18 protein-coding genes are annotated in these 17,584 nt (G+C 46.3%); 13 read left to right on the top strand and 5 right to left on the bottom strand.

Annotated elements, in window-relative coordinates:
* Positions 1 to 20: 20 nt before the first annotated feature.
* Positions 21 to 530: a PTS glucose transporter subunit IIA gene (locus WBM30_RS00120; RefSeq protein WP_319995913.1), complete on the top strand. Its 510-nt coding sequence runs from the start codon at positions 21 to 23 to the stop codon at positions 528 to 530.
* Between the two features lie 103 nt (positions 531 to 633).
* On the opposite strand, the gene WBM30_RS00115 is transcribed toward WBM30_RS00120, so the two are convergent.
* The 3 genes from WBM30_RS00115 to WBM30_RS00105 all read right to left on the bottom strand — a co-directional run bounded on the left by WBM30_RS00115 (position 634) and on the right by WBM30_RS00105 (position 3,371).
* Positions 634 to 1,251 carry a flavin reductase family protein gene (locus WBM30_RS00115; RefSeq protein WP_424898816.1) on the bottom strand — a complete coding sequence of 206 codons (618 nt, stop codon included), beginning with the start codon at positions 1,249 to 1,251 and terminating at the stop codon, positions 634 to 636.
* Between the two features lie 4 nt (positions 1,252 to 1,255).
* On the bottom strand, positions 1,256 to 2,158 hold the full coding sequence (locus tag WBM30_RS00110) for a VOC family protein (protein ID WP_424898815.1): 903 nt from the start codon (positions 2,156 to 2,158) through the stop codon (positions 1,256 to 1,258).
* A gap of 181 nt (positions 2,159 to 2,339) precedes the next feature.
* A complete protein-coding gene (locus WBM30_RS00105) occupies positions 2,340 to 3,371 on the bottom strand; it encodes a lactonase family protein (RefSeq protein ID WP_424898814.1) in 1,032 nt (343 codons plus the stop codon).
* A gap of 173 nt (positions 3,372 to 3,544) precedes the next feature.
* Between WBM30_RS00105 and WBM30_RS00100 the strand changes: the two genes are divergently transcribed.
* From WBM30_RS00100 to WBM30_RS00075, 6 genes are all read left to right on the top strand, one after another.
* Positions 3,545 to 3,904, top strand: a complete 360-nt coding sequence (locus tag WBM30_RS00100; RefSeq protein WP_424898813.1) for a PTS glucitol/sorbitol transporter subunit IIA — start codon at positions 3,545 to 3,547, stop codon at positions 3,902 to 3,904.
* Positions 3,905 to 3,915: 11 nt separating this feature from the next.
* Positions 3,916 to 5,112 carry an AI-2E family transporter gene (locus tag WBM30_RS00095; protein WP_424898812.1) on the top strand — a complete coding sequence of 399 codons (1,197 nt, stop codon included), beginning with the start codon at positions 3,916 to 3,918 and terminating at the stop codon, positions 5,110 to 5,112.
* Positions 5,113 to 5,137: 25 nt separating this feature from the next.
* Positions 5,138 to 6,178 (top strand): signal peptide peptidase SppA, encoded by a 1,041-nt coding sequence (gene sppA / locus WBM30_RS00090; protein ID WP_424898811.1) that lies wholly within the window; start codon positions 5,138 to 5,140, stop codon positions 6,176 to 6,178.
* On the top strand, positions 6,178 to 6,744 hold the full coding sequence (locus WBM30_RS00085) for an RDD family protein (protein WP_424898810.1): 567 nt from the start codon (positions 6,178 to 6,180) through the stop codon (positions 6,742 to 6,744). Before sppA ends, WBM30_RS00085 begins: the two co-directional genes overlap by 1 nt.
* A 331-nt stretch (positions 6,745 to 7,075) precedes the next feature.
* Positions 7,076 to 7,477 carry a GntR family transcriptional regulator gene (locus tag WBM30_RS00080; RefSeq protein WP_424898809.1) on the top strand — a complete coding sequence of 134 codons (402 nt, stop codon included), beginning with the start codon at positions 7,076 to 7,078 and terminating at the stop codon, positions 7,475 to 7,477.
* Entirely contained in the window at positions 7,464 to 8,600 is a 1,137-nt protein-coding gene (locus WBM30_RS00075; RefSeq protein WP_424898808.1) for a DUF1648 domain-containing protein, read from the top strand. The genes WBM30_RS00080 and WBM30_RS00075 overlap by 14 nt, the downstream gene beginning before the upstream one ends.
* Positions 8,601 to 8,661: 61 nt before the next feature.
* On the opposite strand, the gene WBM30_RS00070 is transcribed toward WBM30_RS00075, so the two are convergent.
* Both WBM30_RS00070 and WBM30_RS00065 read right to left on the bottom strand, forming a co-directional pair.
* A complete protein-coding gene (locus WBM30_RS00070) occupies positions 8,662 to 9,324 on the bottom strand; it encodes a type 1 glutamine amidotransferase (protein ID WP_424898807.1) in 663 nt (220 codons plus the stop codon).
* Positions 9,325 to 10,677, bottom strand: a complete 1,353-nt coding sequence (locus WBM30_RS00065; RefSeq protein ID WP_424898806.1) for a MurT ligase domain-containing protein — start codon at positions 10,675 to 10,677, stop codon at positions 9,325 to 9,327.
* 374 nt (positions 10,678 to 11,051) lie between these two features.
* Between WBM30_RS00065 and WBM30_RS00060 the strand changes: the two genes are divergently transcribed.
* The 6 genes from WBM30_RS00060 to WBM30_RS00035 all read left to right on the top strand — a co-directional run bounded on the left by WBM30_RS00060 (position 11,052) and on the right by WBM30_RS00035 (position 17,508).
* Positions 11,052 to 11,624, top strand: coding sequence for a thymidine kinase (locus tag WBM30_RS00060; protein WP_424898805.1), 573 nt, complete (start codon positions 11,052 to 11,054; stop codon positions 11,622 to 11,624).
* 42 nt (positions 11,625 to 11,666) lie between these two features.
* Positions 11,667 to 12,746: a peptide chain release factor 1 gene (gene prfA / locus WBM30_RS00055; RefSeq protein ID WP_086627420.1), complete on the top strand. Its 1,080-nt coding sequence runs from the start codon at positions 11,667 to 11,669 to the stop codon at positions 12,744 to 12,746.
* Positions 12,733 to 13,581: a peptide chain release factor N(5)-glutamine methyltransferase gene (gene prmC, locus WBM30_RS00050; RefSeq protein ID WP_424898804.1), complete on the top strand. Its 849-nt coding sequence runs from the start codon at positions 12,733 to 12,735 to the stop codon at positions 13,579 to 13,581. Before prfA ends, prmC begins: the two co-directional genes overlap by 14 nt.
* A 120-nt stretch (positions 13,582 to 13,701) precedes the next feature.
* On the top strand, positions 13,702 to 14,721 hold the full coding sequence (locus tag WBM30_RS00045; protein WP_424898803.1) for an L-threonylcarbamoyladenylate synthase: 1,020 nt from the start codon (positions 13,702 to 13,704) through the stop codon (positions 14,719 to 14,721).
* Positions 14,722 to 14,880: 159 nt separating this feature from the next.
* Positions 14,881 to 16,158, top strand: a complete 1,278-nt coding sequence (glyA, locus tag WBM30_RS00040) for a serine hydroxymethyltransferase (RefSeq protein ID WP_424898802.1) — start codon at positions 14,881 to 14,883, stop codon at positions 16,156 to 16,158.
* A gap of 174 nt (positions 16,159 to 16,332) precedes the next feature.
* Complete coding sequence (locus WBM30_RS00035) at positions 16,333 to 17,508, top strand: IS110 family transposase (RefSeq protein ID WP_424898801.1); 1,176 nt, start codon at positions 16,333 to 16,335, stop codon at positions 17,506 to 17,508.
* Positions 17,509 to 17,584 lie beyond the last annotated feature (76 nt).

The raw sequence follows: 17,584 nt of genomic DNA, 5'->3' as shown, positions 1-17,584 counted from the left end.
AATAAGGAAGAGGCGATAGCATGTTTGGCTTTTTTAAGAAGGATGATAAAAAGGGAAAACTGCCAGTTGAGAAGGAAATTTTATATTCACCTGCCAATGGTGTAGTGGTACCTGTTTCAGATGTTGCAGATCCAGTATTTTCCCAAAAAATGATGGGTGACGGTTTCGCGGTCATTCCTACAGACGGAAACATCTATTCACCAGCAAAAGGTAAAGTATTGAGCGTATTTCCGACAAAGCATGCAGTAGGCATTTTGTTGGACAGCGGATTGGAACTTTTGTTGCACATGGGGTTGGATACGGTTGAGTTAAACGGGAAACCATTCGAAATCTTCGTGAAGGAAGGCCAAGCTGTGACTGCGGACACACTGATCGCCAAAGTGGATTTAGCGCAGCTGCAGGAAGCCGGCAAAGATTCCGCGATGGTCGTCGTCATCACGAATATGGACAAAGTTAAAAATTTCAGCCTGGATGTGACCGGCGAGTCTGCCGTTAAAGCAGAAATAGGAAGCGTCCAGCCGAAGGAATAATTTCATATATCCCAAAAAGCTTCATCCGGAGATTTGCCGGATGAAGCTTTTTCGTTAGGCGGAAAAGCTGCCTGCGAGTCGCCGTTTGCAAACTGAAAATCCGTTAAGGACGTTCCAGCGAAAAAATCTCCCCGAGCTTTGTATAATCGTTGCCGGCCAGCCTAGCGACCGGCTCCAATTTGTTGGCCAAAACATACTGTTTTTCCTGATTGAACACCGATTCATCGAAAAAGAAATCTACGACGCGCAGGATGAACAGATCCGTAAGCACGTTGCCTTCCGCATCCGTCAGAGGAACATATTGATGGACAGTTGTCTCCATCCGTATTTTCGCCTCTTTGATCGCGGGTACAGTGACAGTGTTGCTGGCAGTCAATGTCAAATCCGTCAGATCGATTTCGCTCTCGGTGTCAGGCAATTGAGCAGCCGTCCTATTCATATCCTCAACCAGTTCTTCGCTGACGATATGGACGACGCCTTGTCCGGAAGCCAGCAGGTTTTTGGCAGAATCCTTGATTTTTCCGTCATTCCTTAGAATGGCTACGCTTATCAGCGGCAGCACGTTCGAGGCGACGCTAAAAAAACTGAACGGCGCAGCATTGACGATCTGTGTTTCCTGATTCTGAGTGGTGATCCAAGCAATCGGGCGGGGAATGATGCTCCCGGTCAAAAATTTGTACATCTGTTTTGTGTTGAGCTCTTCGCTATTGAAATGCTGCATGAGATCACTTCTTTCTGTTCAGGATAGTGGATTCGATCGCTTTTCGTTGTGGTTGCAAGAAATCAGGGAGGGCGAATGTTTCCCCGAGTTTTTCCAATGGTTCATCCAATGTGAAGCCAGGCTTGTCGGTTGCAATTTCGATGCGCAATCCGCTCGGCTCGCGCAGATAAAGGCTTTGGAAGTAACCACGATCGATGATTTTTTCTACGGTAATATCATTTCGTTTTGCCTTTTCAAGGATCTGATCCAAATTTTTACGGTCTGGCACGCTGTAAGCAATATGGTCGATGGCTCCTCTGCCGAGGCGGGAAGGCTTCAGGCTGGTGGACTGGATCAGCCGACTTTTTTCATCCGCGGAAGACCTCGGATGGGCAATATGATCTGTCAGCAGCATGCCCAGCACATCGTGGAAAAAGACCTCGGTTTTTTCCACATCTGACACGGTATAATGAATGCCTTGGATTCCGATGATCTGGTATTCGGTGGGCACCTCGCTGTGGTTCGTCGCCTGACTGGCTGCAATCGTTCCGGCTACTTCGACCAAGCTGATTTTCATATCGTCAGGATCCAGAAAGGTACATCCTTTGTCATCGTTCTCAATCAAACGAATGTCCCTCGCGGTAAGGTGTTTTTTCCAGAACGGCAGACTGCCTTGAGGAATCTTCAATAGCACTTCGTGGATGAAACTGTCTTCTTCGTGACGTTGGCCAACTCTCGGCAACTCGAAAAAGGTCAAAATCGTACCAGGAGTTCCTTTGTAGTCCCCATAAAAAAGATGGGGATCGGTCAAGTTATCCTGATTGACCGTCTGTTTTACGAGACGCAACCCTAGGATATCTGTATAGAATGTCTTGTTCCTCTCCGCATCTTTGGTGATGGCGGTGAGATGGTGAAAACCGGTAATCATGTAAGCTCCAACCTCCGTTCAAATAATCTATAAATCGAGTATACAGGAGAGTGACTCAGAGAGGTAACTATTCTGCTCAGCTGGTAGCTTCAATGATTTGTGCATTGATTACGACAGGATACACAAAGTGAAAGCAAAAATCCTCCACGTTCATCAGAACGTGGAGGGGAATGTGATTATTTTAGTAGAACACGCAGACGCACTCTGGCGCGTAGACGTCTTTTTGCAACAACGATAATTTGCCTGTTTCTGCATCGCGTTCGAATAAAGTCAGGTTATCGGAATCCTGATGAGCCACGATTACGAATTGGCCGCTTGGATCCAAGTTGAAGTCACGCGGGATATTTCCTTCAGTCGGTACATATTCCACCAATGACAATGTTTCACCGTCTTCGGATACTGCATAGACAACCAATGAGTCATGACCACGATTGGAAGCATAAACGAACTTGCCGTCAGCGGAAATGCGGATAGCCGCGCCGCCGTTGAAACCGGTATGCTCTTCAGGGATAGTCGTGATGACTTGCAATAATGAGAAAGTGCCTGCTGCTGCATCATAAGCCAACACTTCGACATCGCTGCTCAATTCGCCAAACAAGTAAGCCACTTTGCCGTTCGGATGGAAAACCAAGTGACGCGGGCCAGTGCCAGGAGTCGCTTTATAGCGGGCAACTTCGGTCAGTTTGCCTTCATTGGAAACTGTGTAGGTGTACACTTCATCGGTTCCCAAATCGCATGATAACAAGTATTTTTTGTCCGGAGAAAGCGCGCTGTAATGCACATGCGGAATGTTTTGGTTTTCATGGATGCTTGAACCTTCATGTTGCGCACGGTCAGTCATCGTGAAGGAGCCGTCAGCGTTCTCTTTGTAGACAGTCAAGTATCCGCCGTGGTAATTGGCAGTGAAGATCAATTTTTTGTCTTCGTCGAAGTAGATATAGCAAGGCGCAGATCCTTCGGCAGAAATTTCGGCTACCTTATCATAGGTTCCGTTTTCATTTTTCTTAAAAGAAGTGATGCCGCCGCCTTCGTCCGTTTTGGAAATTGCGTATAGTGTTTCTTTGTCTGACGATAAATCCAGGTAAGTAGGGCTGTCGACTTCCGCAATCAAGCGATAATCACGTAATTCTTTTTTATCGGTGTCCAAAATGATTTGATGAACCCCTTTACTTTCTCTTTTCGTGTAAGAGCCAAGATATAAAACTTGTTCCATTCAAAGACCTCCTATATATTATGATAATTCCATTATAACAAATGCCCTTCACAATTACAGGGAAAAAGCTTACAAAGCAAATAAAGTTGGCTTGAATGGCATAATCAATGGTTTGCCAAATAAACTGTGATAGAATAGAAGGTGTAAAAAGTGTCTGAAAAGGGGATATGTCAATGCAAAGCAAAGTAATTCAAATTGGAGAAAAAGCAATAGATATAAAAGAACCGATGATCATCCTGTTCGATGACAGCGCAACGGCAACATTGCAGGAGGTTTCTGTCATCCATCGTTTTGTGGAGCCGCAGGAATGGTTCGAACTGGCGGACGGGGACCGGATTTTATTTGACGATCAGGAATACCGCATATCCTATGTAGGTACGCATGTCTTGAAAAATCTGCAGTCGCTTGGCCACACAACCATGATCTTTAAAAATTGGGACGACGAACGCCTGGAAACAAGCATCTATTTGACCCCTTACGTTTTGCCGACAATAACAGACGGCACCACCATTACTTATAAGAAGAAAGATTGAAGGTGAGTCCAATGGAAAGAGCTCCGCGTAGAGGAACGAAATCCGGGAATCGGTTGTCGTGGTTCGAAAGATGGTTTCTGAACAACAAATTCGTGACTGTCCTTCTGATCATTTTACTGATTCTCCTGATCTTTTTGGTATTTTCAAAAATATCTTATCTTTTAGGACCAATAGGCAGCTTCTTTAGTGTCATCGGTTTTCCGCTCATAATGGCGGGTATTTTTTATTATATGCTGAATCCTTTGGTTACGCTGATGGAAAAGAGGGGCATCAAACGATTTGCCGGGACCTGGATCGCCTTTGTGCTGGTACTGCTGATGATGATTTGGGGATTTGCGATTCTGATCCCGATCATCCGCGATCAGACGATAGGCATTGTCCGCGAATTTCCGGCTTATTGGAAGGCGCTCGAGAGCATGACAATCGAATTGGTCAATTATGATTGGTTCACCTCTTTGCAGGATCAGATTAATCAAATTAACTCGGACATCTTCAACTCTGTTTCCACGAAATTGAATGAAGTCCTGTCGAACACGGTCAGCGGATTGGGCAGCGTCGTCGGGATTTTAACGAACGCATTTGTGGGAATCGTCACGATGCCGATCATCTTGTATTATTTATTGAAGGAAGGGGATAAGTTGCCACTGACTTTTTTGCAATTCTTTCCCACAAATCTGCGAGAATCGATAGGTGAGCTTTTGAAGAAAATCAACACGCAGATCAGTCAATATGTGCGCGGTCAGATAACAGTCGCCTTCTTTGTCGGGCTGATGTTCGTCATCGGCTATGCCATCATCGGAATGAAATTCGGCATCGTCCTGGGGATACTCGCAGGCTTCCTGAACATCATCCCGTATATGGGTTCCTTCATTGCGATGGTGCCCGCTGTGATCGTTGCGATAGTGGATTCTCCACTGATGTTGGTAAAAGTGCTATTGGTTTTCTCGATTGAACAATTCATCGAGGGGCGCGTCATTTCACCGCAAGTATTAGGCAGCAATCTCGAGGTCCATCCCGTCACAATCATCTTCGTGTTGCTTACGGCAGGAAAACTGTTCGGTCTGACCGGTTTCATCTTAGGCATTCCCGGTTATGCTGTCCTTAAAGTACTGTTCATGCATATTTTTGATTGGTACAAAGAAATTTCCGGATTATATTTGGATGAACCTGAAATAGAAGAACCGGAAGAGGACTATGTTCAAGAATAATCGAAATGAAAAGGGGTAATGCTTGATGAACAAAAAGAGATGGATTGCGGTGGCAATCGCGCTTGTGCTTTTCGTGGCATCAATCGGCTCGCAATTCCTGTCGACCCGTGTGGCTGACCAAACGGAAGATTCCCTCAGCCAGCTTACCGGCAATCTGATCCCAGGGACAAGCCTGCAGGAAAGTGTTCTGGAAAGCGGTGATGCCAGCAACCGGATCGCGGTTCTGCATATCGAAGGAACGATTCAATCTGGTACAGGGAGTATGCTGACTGACGGCTCAAGCTATGATCACGATCTTTTCCTGGAGCAACTGAAGGCCATCGAAGAGGATGACACGATCAAAGGGATTTTCCTGATAGTGGACAGCCCGGGTGGTGGGGTATATGAAAGTGCGGAAGCGCACGATAAATTGTACCGCATTGCTGCTGAGAAGAAACTTCCGGTCTATGCTTCGATGCAAGGAACGGCCGCAAGCGGAGGCTACTACATTTCTGCTGGTGCGGATAAAATTTATGCTACAGCTGAAACGACTACCGGTTCGATCGGCGTCATCATGCAAGCAATCGAATACTCTGGCCTTCTTGAAAAATTGGGTATCGAATACAATACGATCAAGTCAGGCAGCCTCAAGGACATCGGGTCGCCGGATCGGGATATGACGGAAGAAGAGCGTGCTTTGCTTCAGGCATACGTCGATGAGGCCTATCAGCGCTTCGTCACCGTCGTATCGACAGGAAGGGACATGCCGGAAGAAGAGGTCCGTGCTGTTGCGAACGGCATGATTTATTCCGGAACCCAAGCGCAAGCGTTAGGGTTGGTGGATGAGATAGCCTACACGGATGATGCATTGAAAGCGATGAAAGCCGCTTATGACCTCGAGGATGCGGAAGTCTTCGACTACACTTCGACACCTGGCCTATTTTCCGATTTTTCTTGGTTGTTCGCTCAGGCGGCTGCCAAACTGACGAGCCAGGATAATCAGACGCTTTCTGAACTGCAGTTGCTACGTGATACTTTTGGGACAACCGCCGCTCCGAGATTGCTTTATCTCTACGGAGGTGAGTGATGATGGAAGAGCAAACCACTACGCATGAAGAACGCTTGGAAGAAATCCGCAAAAAGAAAGTAGCCTGGGAGGAAGCCGAGCGCTTTTCCGACCAGCAGGAACGCCCGTTTCACCGCTATCCGGATTATGTATTCGCCGGCTTCTGGATCAGGTTGTTTGCCTACCTCGTCGACTTGCTGATTGTGCAGGCATTGGTGGGGCTTTTGATCAAGCCGATTTTCGCTTTGGGCGGATTCAGTATGCAAGGGAACGATTTCTTTACCTTTTTCGGATTTTTTCAGTTGCTGATCTTTGTCGGGTATTTCATACTGACAACGAAATATACAAACGGCCAAACACTTGGGAAAATGATTTTCGGCATCCGTGTTGTCTGCTTTAAAGAAGAAAAACTCAGTTGGCAGACCGTCCTGATCCGCGAAGGCGTGGGTCGTTATATCGGTAAAATCGTGGCTGTGGTCTATCTGGTTACTGCTTTCCAAAACAAGAAACAACATCCAATCGACATGCTTTGCGATACGTCGGTCGTGACGGAAAACAGCATCAGGGCTTTGCAAGAAGGTTACTAGTAGAGAGTACAAGTGTGGGGAAATGGCATGCAACCGGGGGTTATCGGTCGCATGCCATTTTTTGTGTTGTACTAAATTTTTTTGCGGGGTGGCTGGAGGAGAAAGTGAATAATAGTGCGGAACTCCGGTGACGCCGTCGTTCGCCGGAGAAGAGAGGAAAACTATAGCAGGTCCTCCGGCGGGGACCTGCTCATCGGAGGACACATATCACTCTAACCCTCTCCTCCGGGGAAGCCTGCTTTAACCGGAGGAGGCGTCAGCGCACCGCTTTCTGCTTGCAAATCCCACCGCTAGTGTTATACTTGTTATATAACGAACAGGAGGGGTAAAAATGTTCATCGAAATTCTTCCGAACAGCGACACGCCGATCTACACGCAACTGATGTACCAGATTAAAATTGGCATCCTCAAACGGGAATGGTCATATGGGGATGGATTGCCGAGCGTCCGGAGCCTGGCCAGCGAATTGGGCATTAACATGCATACCGTGAATAAAGCGTATAATCTATTGACCGACGAAGGCGTGCTGGAAAAAAACCAGAAAGGCTATTTCGTCAGCGAACGCGCGACAATGGCGTCCAATGAACGCACGAAAGCGGCGATGCAGGATAAGCTCAAAGAAATTCTGATCGACAAACAGATTTTTGAGGTTAATGAAGCAACGTTCAACGGATGGCTGAACGAACTCGAGAAAGAGTTGGAAGGGGAAGGGAAAGCAGATGCTGATATTTAGTTGGTTCATGGTGATTATGTTTTTGATTATTGGAGTGGTCAACGGCATTACGCCATATTATAGCCGGTTAGGCACACCGTTTGGAGTGACTGTTCCGACATCGCATCAGAAGGACCCTTACGTTTTGAAACTTAAAAAGGCTTACCTTTATCAAAATATATTCGGGAGTATACTGCTCGCTGCGCCAATCTTTTTCTTTCTTCTCTGGGATGATGAAGAGAAAGCGGAAATGTTCACCAGCATTTATGTGACGGTTGCGATGTTCATTTTCATCTTCCTTTCCTTCCTGCTGTACCTGCAGAAACGGAAACAGCTCCGCAGTTGGAAAGAAGCGAACGGCATCCGGATTGAACCGAAAAAAGCCAAAATCGTCATCGATACGGCCTATCAAAAAGATTTGAAGGTGGTCTCCCATTCGGTCTTCGTTTCGGCGCAATTGTTTATCCTGTTGGTGACCGTAGCGGTGACGCTTTATTTCTATGACTTGATTCCCGAGCGCTTCCCGGTCCACTGGAACAGTTCGAATGAGCCCGATCGGATCGTCGATAAAACCTATATGAATGTATTTATGCTTCCGGCGATTCAATTGTTGATGATTCCGATGATGTTTTTCAGTCACTATTCCTTCATCAAATCGAAACAGAAGATTTCGCCTTATCTGTCAGATCTCTCCAGCAAGCAGAGTAAATTGTTCCGCCAGGCTTGGTCCTATTACTTCCTCGTCGTGACCGTACTGACGCAGCTTTTGTTGAGCGGCATCCATTTCTTTTCCTTGTTCTTCGCGGACAAGGGCGCCCAGTGGATCCTTGGTATGACGATACCGTTCGTGGTCATCATAGTTGGGTACAGCGTTTATCTGACCTGGAAATACGGCCAAGGCGGCGAAAAACTGTTCCTGAACGAAGCCGGTGAATTGCCGGATGAAGTGACGGAAGCCGATGAAGAGCGCTACTGGAAGTGGGGCGTATGGTATTACAATCCAGAAGATCCATCTATATTTGTCGAAAAACGTTTCGGTATCGGAAGCACTCTGAATATGGCGAGATGGCAATCCTGGGCGTTCGTCGCCGGACTGTTGGCATTTGTAGTGCTGACGATTGTGCTTTCTTTTGCAATGGAATAACGATGAGCATATATCAAAAAAGAGGAGCTGTCCCATTTCAGGGCAGCTCCTCTTTTTTGGTTTATATTTCGATCTTTTTGTTGTGTTGGGCAATGGCCATATCGACGATGCGGTTTGCCAGGTGGATGTTGCGGACCAACAGAGGCCCGTGGAAATAAGAACAGAAGACATTTTTGTAGCGGGCGCCTTCGGTCTTATCTTCACCGTTATTACCCATGCCTTTTTCGACTTTCCCGAGCGGGCGCATGTTTTCCCCAAGGAAGGTCCGTCCGTTATGGTTTTCGAATCCCTCGTAGGTCTCATTAAATTCTTCGCTGCGAATCGTGATATCGCCGATGAACCGGTTGTTGTCCTGGCTCAGAGTATAATGATCCAAGGCGCTGATGCCGGGGATTTTGTTGCCGGCTGCATCCATGTAGTAGTGGCCCAATAATTGGTAACCACCACAGATGGCTAATACCACGCCATCATTCTCGATATATTCCTTGATTCCTGCCGCTTTGTCCTGAATGTCTTTGGAAACGATGAACTGTTCGTAATCCTGGCCTCCTCCAAAAAAGACGAGGTCATATTTTTCGGGATCGAAAGGCTGGTCCAGACTGATGATCTCTGTTTCGAAATCGATACCTTTTTCACGGGCACAATACTGGAGCATCAACAGATTCCCGTTGTCGCCGTATGTATTCAGTAGGTTGCCATACAAGTGGCAAATACGTAGTTGCATTTATTTCATCCTTTCCGCTATATAGCCTTGGTTCGCCAGCTCTTTACGGAGTTGCAGCACAGCGGTGTAAGTTGCCATCACATAGATTTTTTTCGTAGGAGCCTTTTTGAAAGCTTTGATGACATCAGTGATTTCCGGTAAAACTTCCAGCTTTTCTTCCGGAATGCCGGCAACCTTCATGCGTAAGGTTAGCTCTTTTTGGCGGATGCCGCTGACGGTAACTTTCGGGATATCAAAATCCAAAAACTTCTCGTAGTTTCCGTCCCAGATCCAGCTGACGTCGGTTCCGTCTGCCGGGCGATCATTCAGGATCGATACGACGCTGAATGGCTCCTCTTCGTAATGCAGAAGGTCGATGACCTGGTTCAGACCGACCGGATTTTTGATGAGGTTCAGGATGATTTCCTTATCGTCGACGGTGATCGTTTCTTGACGACCAAATTTTTGCTGGGCAGCCGAGAAGCCGGCTTGGATCTCTTCAGGAGTCAAGCCGAAATGCTTACCGACGGAATAGGCAGCCAAGGCATTATAGACGTTGTAGAGACCGGCAACATTCGTGTGGAACGGATGGCCATCGATTTCAAATGAAGAACTCTTGTGCGTTAATTTGTCCACTTTGGTAACCGCATAAGCCAATTCCGGACGTTTGAAATCACAATGGGCACAATAATATTTTCCAAGGTTGCTGTATGTATTGAATTTATAGCGCAAAATGTGCTGGCATTTTGGACACAGCACGCCGTCAGTGTTGTAATGCGCCAAGGTGTCGCCATCGGGCTCGTGATTAAAACCGAAATAGATCTGTTTGTTGACCAACTCTTTGGAGTTGAAGATTGGGCTGTCCCCATTTGCCAGGATGACCGCATCCGGTGCGAGTGCAGCGCCATCGACCATTTTTTGGTAGATTGTATATATTTCGCCGAATCGATCCATCTGATCTCGGAAAACATTCGTGTTCACGATGACCTTCGGCTTAATGAACTTCGTCACTTTGACGAGGCTGGCTTCATCGACCTCAAGAACAGCAAAGGCCCTTTCCTTTTTTACTTTACGTGAATAGCCTTCCAGGAATGAAGAGATGATGCCTTGCTCCATGTTGGCGCCGGTCGGATTCGTCAAAATATGCGGGAATTTTTGTTGCAGGACATGATAAGTCAACGATGTCGTCAGCGTCTTGCCGTTTGTGCCGGTGATGATGACGACATCAAAATTTTCAGAAAGATGTTGCAATACGTCGGGATCCAATTTCACGGCCAGTTTGCCGGGCAGACTGGTTCCGCCTTTGGTAAATGTTTGAAGACCCCACTGGGCGATTTTGCCGATATTGATTGCTAGTGAACCGCGGATAGTCAAATAAATTCGCTCCTTACTTATGTATCTCTTGCCATCATAGCATATAACAAGGCTTTTTTCGATAGCGTTAGTATAGCAGAATTTGCCAGGATTTAATATTTTAAGATGCCTTATCGTGTCAGGAAAGGGTGTTCCGATTGCCGAATGACAGCTGATGATCGTGAATTTTATTGACTTTGGAGCCATTTCCTACTATCATTATACGGGATGTTATTCAGTTTTTTTATCATTCGCCAACCTTACTGGAGCGGAATGATGAAGGTGAGATAATAGCGGGTCGGAAACAGGATGACACAGGGGCATCCTTTCTTTTTGCAGGAAATTCCGACCGATTTATGAAAAATAGGCAAGACGCTGTTGGAAAGGTGGACATAATGGCACAGTTATTTTTTAAATATGGGGCGATGAACAGCGGGAAATCGATCGAGATCCTGAAGGTTGCCTACAATTATGAAGAGCAGAACAAATCAGTGATGATCTTTACTAGCGCGATCGATAACCGTGATGGCGTAGGCTATGTTTCGAGTCGGATCGGATTGAAGCGCGAAGCCACTCCGATTGCGAATGACACGGATGTGTTTTTGGAAGTCAGCAAAAATACAAAAAAGCCAGCCTGCATTTTGATTGATGAATCCCAATTCCTATCCAAAGCGCATGTCATCCAATTAGCGCGCATCGTGGATGAATTGGGAATCCCGGTGATGGCGTTCGGATTGAAGAATGATTTCCAGAACGAATTGTTCGAAGGCTCCAAATATCTGTTGCTCTACGCGGATAAGATAGAAGAAATCAAAACTATCTGCTGGTACTGTCATAAAAAAGCGATCATGAACATGCGTGTCGTGGATGGAAAACCAGTATATGCCGGCGAACAGATCCAAATCGGCGGAAACGAATCCTATCTTCCCGTCTGCCGTAACCATTACCACCATCCGCCCTTGGCCTAGAACAGATACTCAGAAACATAAAAAGAGGAGTTTGAAAAAGTTATGTATGATCAATTAGATGCATTCATTATCCGTTATGAAGAGCTTTCCGAATTGTTGAGCGATCCGGAAGTCCAGGCTGACACAAAACGGTTCTTGGGATTGACCAAAGAAGAAGCAGGGCTGCGCGAGAAAGTCGCGACCTTCAATCGCTATAAAGAGGTGGAAGGAGAAATCTCCGACACAGAAGAAATGTTGTCAGAAAAGTTGGATGATGACATGGCTGCTATGGCCAAAGAGGAATTGAACGACTTAAAGAAAGAGAAGACCGAGCTTGAAGAGCGCATCAAAGTTTTGTTGCTCCCTACAGATCCGAATGATGACAAAAATATAATCATGGAGATCCGTGGGGCTGCCGGCGGGGATGAGGCTGCTTTGTTCGCTGGAAAGCTGTTCACAATGTACAGTAAATTCGCTGAAAGCCATGGCTGGCGCGTCGAGGTCATGGATGCGAACATTACCGGCATCGGCGGCTACAAAGAGATCATCCTGATGATCAGCGGAAACGGTGCCTACTCCAAACTGAAATACGAGAGCGGTGCACACCGTGTTCAACGTGTCCCGGAAACAGAATCTCAAGGACGTGTGCATACCTCCACTGCCACCGTTGTCGTCTTGCCGGAAGCGGAAGATGTCGAATTGAACATCGAAGACAAAGACATCCGCACAGATATCTACCATGCCAGCGGAGCCGGCGGACAGCACGTCAACAAGACGGCATCCGCGGTCCGTTTGACTCACTTGCCGACCGGAATCGCCGTTGCCATGCAGGATGAGCGATCCCAAATCAAAAACCGCGAGAAAGCGATGAAAATTTTGCGCACGCGTGTCTACGACAAAATTTCTTCAGATGCACAATCAGAATACGATGCGACGCGTAAATCCGCAATCGGTACAGGCGATCGTTCCGAACGGATCCGCACCTACAATTTCCCGCAAAACCGTGTCACGGATCACCGTATCGGTTTGACCTTGCAAAAGTTGGATACGATTTTAAGCGGAAAATTGGATGAAGTTATCGATGCGTTGATCATGGCAGATCAGACGCAAAAATTGGAGTCCTTGAACAATGGGTCAATCTAAGGAGCTCACTTACCAGCAAGCATTGCAGAATGGCGCGCTTTTTTTGGAACAGAACGAAAAAAGTCCGTTGGCTGCTGAAAGGCTGCTTTTGGATCGTTTAGGTTGGACGAAAACGGATTTGTTGATGCGCTTTGCCGATCCGATAACGGATTCAGAATACAAGCAGTATTTCAGCGACATAAATGAGTACGTCGGGGGCAAACCGATCCAGTACATCGTAGGCGTCGAATGGTTCTATGGCTATCCCTTGAAAGTCACGGAGGCTACGTTGATTCCGCGTCCGGAAACGGAAGAGCTCGTGCAACGGGCGCTAAAATGCCTGGAGGGGAAAGGGCCGCAGAAGGTCCTCGATATCGGAACAGGATCCGGTGCTATAGCCATTGCGATGAAAAAGGAACGCCCGCAGGATGAAGTTACAGCCACTGATCTGTCTGAAGAAGCATTGTCCGTCGCGAAAGAGAACGCTGAGCATCTGAATGTGGACATCCGTTTCCTGCAAGGGGATCTGCTGGAGCCGGTGCAGTTGGAGACTTTCGACTGTATCCTCAGCAACCCGCCTTACATCAGCGAAGATGAAATCGGCTTGATGGACCGCTCCGTTTTGGATTACGAACCGCACTCGGCTTTGTTCGCTGACCACGACGGATTGGACCTATACCAAAAGATGGCGTTCACGCTTCCGTTCCATTTGAAAACAGACGGATGCCTGTTCATGGAAATCGGGTTCAATCAAGGCGAAAAATTATTGGAACTCTACAAAAAAGCTTTCCCGGATAAAACGGTCACGATCGAAAAAGATCTGTCCGGCCTCGATCGCATGCTCATAGTAAAATAAGAAAAGAGTCGCCTGTTATCCATGGGCAAAAAATGGCTGCGGGCAATTGCCCCGGCTATTTTTTTAACCTGAACAGCGCTGCTGCGTGTCCAAACATTCAGAAAGGAGCATTTATTTATTATGGAAACAAAAATATATGCCGCCTCAACGATCGATGAGGCGGCCGAACTGCTGAAAGCTGGAGAATTGATTGCCTTTCCGACAGAGACAGTTTACGGTCTGGGTGCTATCGCATCAAATGATGAAGCCGTCAAAAATGTATATAAAGTAAAAGGAAGACCCAGCGACAATCCGCTGATCGTTCATGTATCCAATCGGGAGATTGCGCAATATGTAGCCCTTGTGCCGCCCCAAGCAGAAGCCTTGATGGAGGCTTTTTGGCCAGGGCCGTTGACTTTGATTTTCCCGATGAAAGAAGGCGTTTTTGCGCCGACCGTAACCGCAGGCCACAATACCGTTGCGTTGCGGATGCCTGCCCAAGAACAAACGCTTGAATTGATCAGAAAAACCGGCTTTCCTTTGGTGGGGCCGAGCGCGAACACATCAGGCAAACCGAGCCCGACGACCGCCCAGCACGTGATGCATGACCTTTCAGGGAAAATTGCAGGCATCCTTGATGGAGGCGAAACGCAGATCGGTTTGGAATCAACCGTTCTGGACTTGACCAATGCCGAAGGACCTGTCATTTTACGTCCGGGTGCCATCACGGAAGTGCAATTGGAACCGATCATCGGAAAACTGGCAGGAAGTGCGCAAATAAAAAATGAAGCAGAGGCACCGAAAGCGCCAGGGATGAAATATCAGCATTATGCCCCCGCGCAACCGGTCGTCCTGATTGATGGAACGGCCGATGATTGGGAAGCTATCATTGAAGTGTACCGCGGTGAAGGCAAGAAAATCGGCATTTTGGCATCGGAAGAACAACTGGCTGCGCATAAGGATGCAGCGCTGGCTACCTATTCATTGGGATTGAAGGATGATGTGGCAGCTGCATCGCAGCGTCTTTATGCCGGATTGCGGTATCTCGATGATCAACCGATCGATGTGATCTTGGCGGAAGGCTATGACCTTGCCGGCCTTGGGAAAGCATTCATGAATCGTCTGGAAAAAGCGGCTTCTTCAAAATATCCGAAAAAATAAGCAGAATTATCGTGTATTATCCGTCTTTAGCTTACTTTTTATACAAAATATTCAATTCCAGGAGCTTATATGCTTTATTTCCTGAAAAATTATGCTATACTCAACTTACATTTTTTAAATGTTTAAAATTTTGGAATAATGTGATGGAAGGGTGCAAACATGGATAAAGAATTATTTGCAGCAATTGATAAAGAACGCGAAAGACAAGAGAACGGAATCGAGCTGATTGCTTCCGAAAACTTTGTATCTGAAGATGTTATGAGAGCACAAGGCAGCATCTTGACCAACAAATATGCTGAAGGCTACCCTGGTCGTCGTTACTATGGTGGTTGCGAATTTATCGATATCATCGAAAACTTGGCGATCGATCGCATAAAAGCAATCTTCGGTGCAGAATATGCCAATGTACAACCACATTCCGGTTCACAAGCGAATATGGCTGCTTACCGTGTTTTGGTTCAACCCGGCGATAAAATTTTGGGAATGGACTTGAGTCACGGCGGACATTTGACCCATGGCGCATCCGTGAATTTCAGCGGCCAGACTTATGAATTTGTAGCTTACGGCGTAGAAAAAGATTCCGAGACGATCGACTATGACAAAGTCAGAGAGATTGCTTTGAAAGAACAACCAAAATTGATTGTTGCAGGCGCCAGCGCTTACCCACGCGCAATCGATTTCAAACGTTTTAGAGAAATCGCTGATGAAGTCGGTGCTTATTTGATGGTGGACATGGCTCATATCGCAGGACTTTGCGCAACTGGACATCACCAAAATCCGGTTGAGTACGCTCACATCGTAACTACGACTACACATAAAACACTTCGTGGCCCGCGCGGCGGCGTCATCTTAGCCAAAGAAGAATTCGGCAAAAAGTTGAACAGCGCTGTCTTCCCGGGGATCCAAGGCGGACCACTTGAGCACGTTATCGCTGCCAAGGCTGTATCATTCTTTGAAGCTGCAACACCAGAGTACACTGAATACATCGGGCAAGTCATCAAAAATGCCCAAGCAATGGCTGATGTCTTTAATGCATCCGACTTGCGCGTCATCAGTGGCGGAACAGACAACCACTTATTGCTGTTGGATGTTACAAGCAGCGGTTTGAACGGAAAACAAGTAGAAAAACTGTTGGATACCGTTGAAATCACTGTCAATAAAAACACGATTCCATTTGAAACGCTTGGCGCAAATAAAGCCAGCGGCATCCGTATCGGCACACCTGCCATCACAACTAGAGGCCTGAAGGAAGCGGAAGCACGCAAGGTTGCTGAATTGATTGTGGAGACTATCCAAAACCACACAGATGAAGCGAAATTGGCTGAAGTCCGTGCGGCAGTCCACGCAATCACAAAAGCTTTCCCATTGCACAAAAAACTCCAAGTTCGCTGCGCGAACAAATCCATGACAGAAAATAAGTTGCCCCTTATAATTTAGTTGAAGGTAACACAAATTCAAGCTCTTAACGGTGTTTTGCCGAACCCGTACAAAAAACTGAATGATTTCATCTTGTTGAGAAAAACCGAATATACCTATGAGTATGGAAACAAAATTACAGATCTATTTCGATGAAATCCGTTATCTTCTCATTTTTTTATAGGAGGGATTTCCATGGAAGTTATGGTTGAAACCTGTTGTGGAATCGATGTGCATCAAAAGTCCATTGTCTGTTGTATCCTTGATGGCCCATTAGACACGAACAAACCAAAAAAACAGCATCGTACCTTTGGTACAACAACAAAGAAACTAAGAGAAGCATTGGCATGGATTCAGTCTCAAAATGTCACACACGTTTTTTTCGAAAGCACGGGGCAATATTGGATTCCCATATTTAATATTTTTTATGACAGCAATCTGACGTTGATTCTGGCGAATCCGCAACACATTAAAAATCTTCCTGGCAGGAAAACGGATATGAACGATGCGGAATGGATTGCCCAACTTGGTAGATGTGGTCTGATTCAGCCATCCTACATTCCTTGCGAGGAAGTTCAACAATTGCGGCTTCTGACAAGACGCCGTAAATCCTATACTGAACGGATCACCCAATGTAAAAATGAAATTCATAATATTTTACAACGGGCCAACATTAAGCTAACGAGCTATCTTTCGGATATCTATGGTCTTACTGGAATGGCCTTATTGGAGATGTTCATTAACGGGGAAGTCATTGCAGAAGAAACGGTTCTTCCCAAAATTCAGGGGAGAGTCAAAGCTACTGTGGATCAGCTAGTTGAAGCGATGGACGGTAAATTGTCCATTGAAGATCGATTCCTACTGGGACAATCCTTGGAACATTACCGTCATTTGGTAAATCAAGTAGAGGAAATCACGGCTGTTATCAAGCAATATGTTTTAGAGAGATTTGAGCGAGAGTATAGTCTCCTTATTGAACTTCCCGGAGTCAGTGCTATTGTTGCCTGCGTGATTTTGAGTGAAATTGGCCCAAATGTAGAGGCCTTCCAATCACAAGGCAACTTAGCATCGTGGGCGGGAGTATGCCCAGGATCTTACGAGAGTGCTGGAATAAAAAAATCTTCCCATACAACACAAGGAAATAAATATTTAAAATCCAGCCTTTTCCAGGCCGGAGGCACTGCGGGGAGATCAAAAGATGAAGGGTTCAATAATCTATACGCTCGTATTTCTGGTAGAAGTTCGAAGATGAAGGCAATCATCGCCTGTGCACATAAAATGATTCGAATAATCTATAAAATCTTGAGCACAGGCGAGCATTACGACGCAAAAAAAGCTCTAGGACTGCGGCAACAGGCTAGAGCAAACTAAAAAAATTTTTTCCACTTAAATTATAGCATGGGAGTGACTTTTTGCGCATTTTTCAGCTATTTATTTTCAAACAAAA

It is taken from the genome of Trichococcus sp. (genome assembly GCF_049684335.1).
Classification (GTDB): Bacteria; Bacillota; Bacilli; order Lactobacillales; family Aerococcaceae; genus Trichococcus.
This window is presented reverse-complemented; position numbering and strand designations above follow the sequence as displayed.

Bases quoted from the DNA above. Each gene is read 5' to 3' on its own strand.
- WBM30_RS00100 (WP_424898813.1), top strand. From the start codon at position 3,545: ATGCAAAGCAAAGTAATTCAAATTGGAGAAAAAGCAATAGATATAAAA.
- WBM30_RS00105 (WP_424898814.1), bottom strand. From the start codon at position 3,371: ATGGAACAAGTTTTATATCTTGGCTCTTACACGAAAAGAGAAAGTAAA.
- prmC (WP_424898804.1), top strand. From the start codon at position 12,733: ATGGGTCAATCTAAGGAGCTCACTTACCAGCAAGCATTGCAGAATGGC.
- WBM30_RS00095 (WP_424898812.1), top strand. From the start codon at position 3,916: ATGGAAAGAGCTCCGCGTAGAGGAACGAAATCCGGGAATCGGTTGTCG.
- glyA (WP_424898802.1), top strand. From the start codon at position 14,881: ATGGATAAAGAATTATTTGCAGCAATTGATAAAGAACGCGAAAGACAA.
- WBM30_RS00035 (WP_424898801.1), top strand. From the start codon at position 16,333: ATGGAAGTTATGGTTGAAACCTGTTGTGGAATCGATGTGCATCAAAAG.
- WBM30_RS00070 (WP_424898807.1), bottom strand. From the start codon at position 9,324: ATGCAACTACGTATTTGCCACTTGTATGGCAACCTACTGAATACATAC.
- WBM30_RS00110 (WP_424898815.1), bottom strand. From the start codon at position 2,158: ATGATTACCGGTTTTCACCATCTCACCGCCATCACCAAAGATGCGGAG.
- WBM30_RS00060 (WP_424898805.1), top strand. From the start codon at position 11,052: ATGGCACAGTTATTTTTTAAATATGGGGCGATGAACAGCGGGAAATCG.
- WBM30_RS00115 (WP_424898816.1), bottom strand. From the start codon at position 1,251: ATGCAGCATTTCAATAGCGAAGAGCTCAACACAAAACAGATGTACAAA.
- WBM30_RS00045 (WP_424898803.1), top strand. From the start codon at position 13,702: ATGGAAACAAAAATATATGCCGCCTCAACGATCGATGAGGCGGCCGAA.
- prfA (WP_086627420.1), top strand. From the start codon at position 11,667: ATGTATGATCAATTAGATGCATTCATTATCCGTTATGAAGAGCTTTCC.
- WBM30_RS00080 (WP_424898809.1), top strand. From the start codon at position 7,076: ATGTTCATCGAAATTCTTCCGAACAGCGACACGCCGATCTACACGCAA.
- WBM30_RS00075 (WP_424898808.1), top strand. From the start codon at position 7,464: ATGCTGATATTTAGTTGGTTCATGGTGATTATGTTTTTGATTATTGGA.
- WBM30_RS00120 (WP_319995913.1), top strand. From the start codon at position 21: ATGTTTGGCTTTTTTAAGAAGGATGATAAAAAGGGAAAACTGCCAGTT.
- WBM30_RS00085 (WP_424898810.1), top strand. From the start codon at position 6,178: ATGATGGAAGAGCAAACCACTACGCATGAAGAACGCTTGGAAGAAATC.
- sppA (WP_424898811.1), top strand. From the start codon at position 5,138: ATGAACAAAAAGAGATGGATTGCGGTGGCAATCGCGCTTGTGCTTTTC.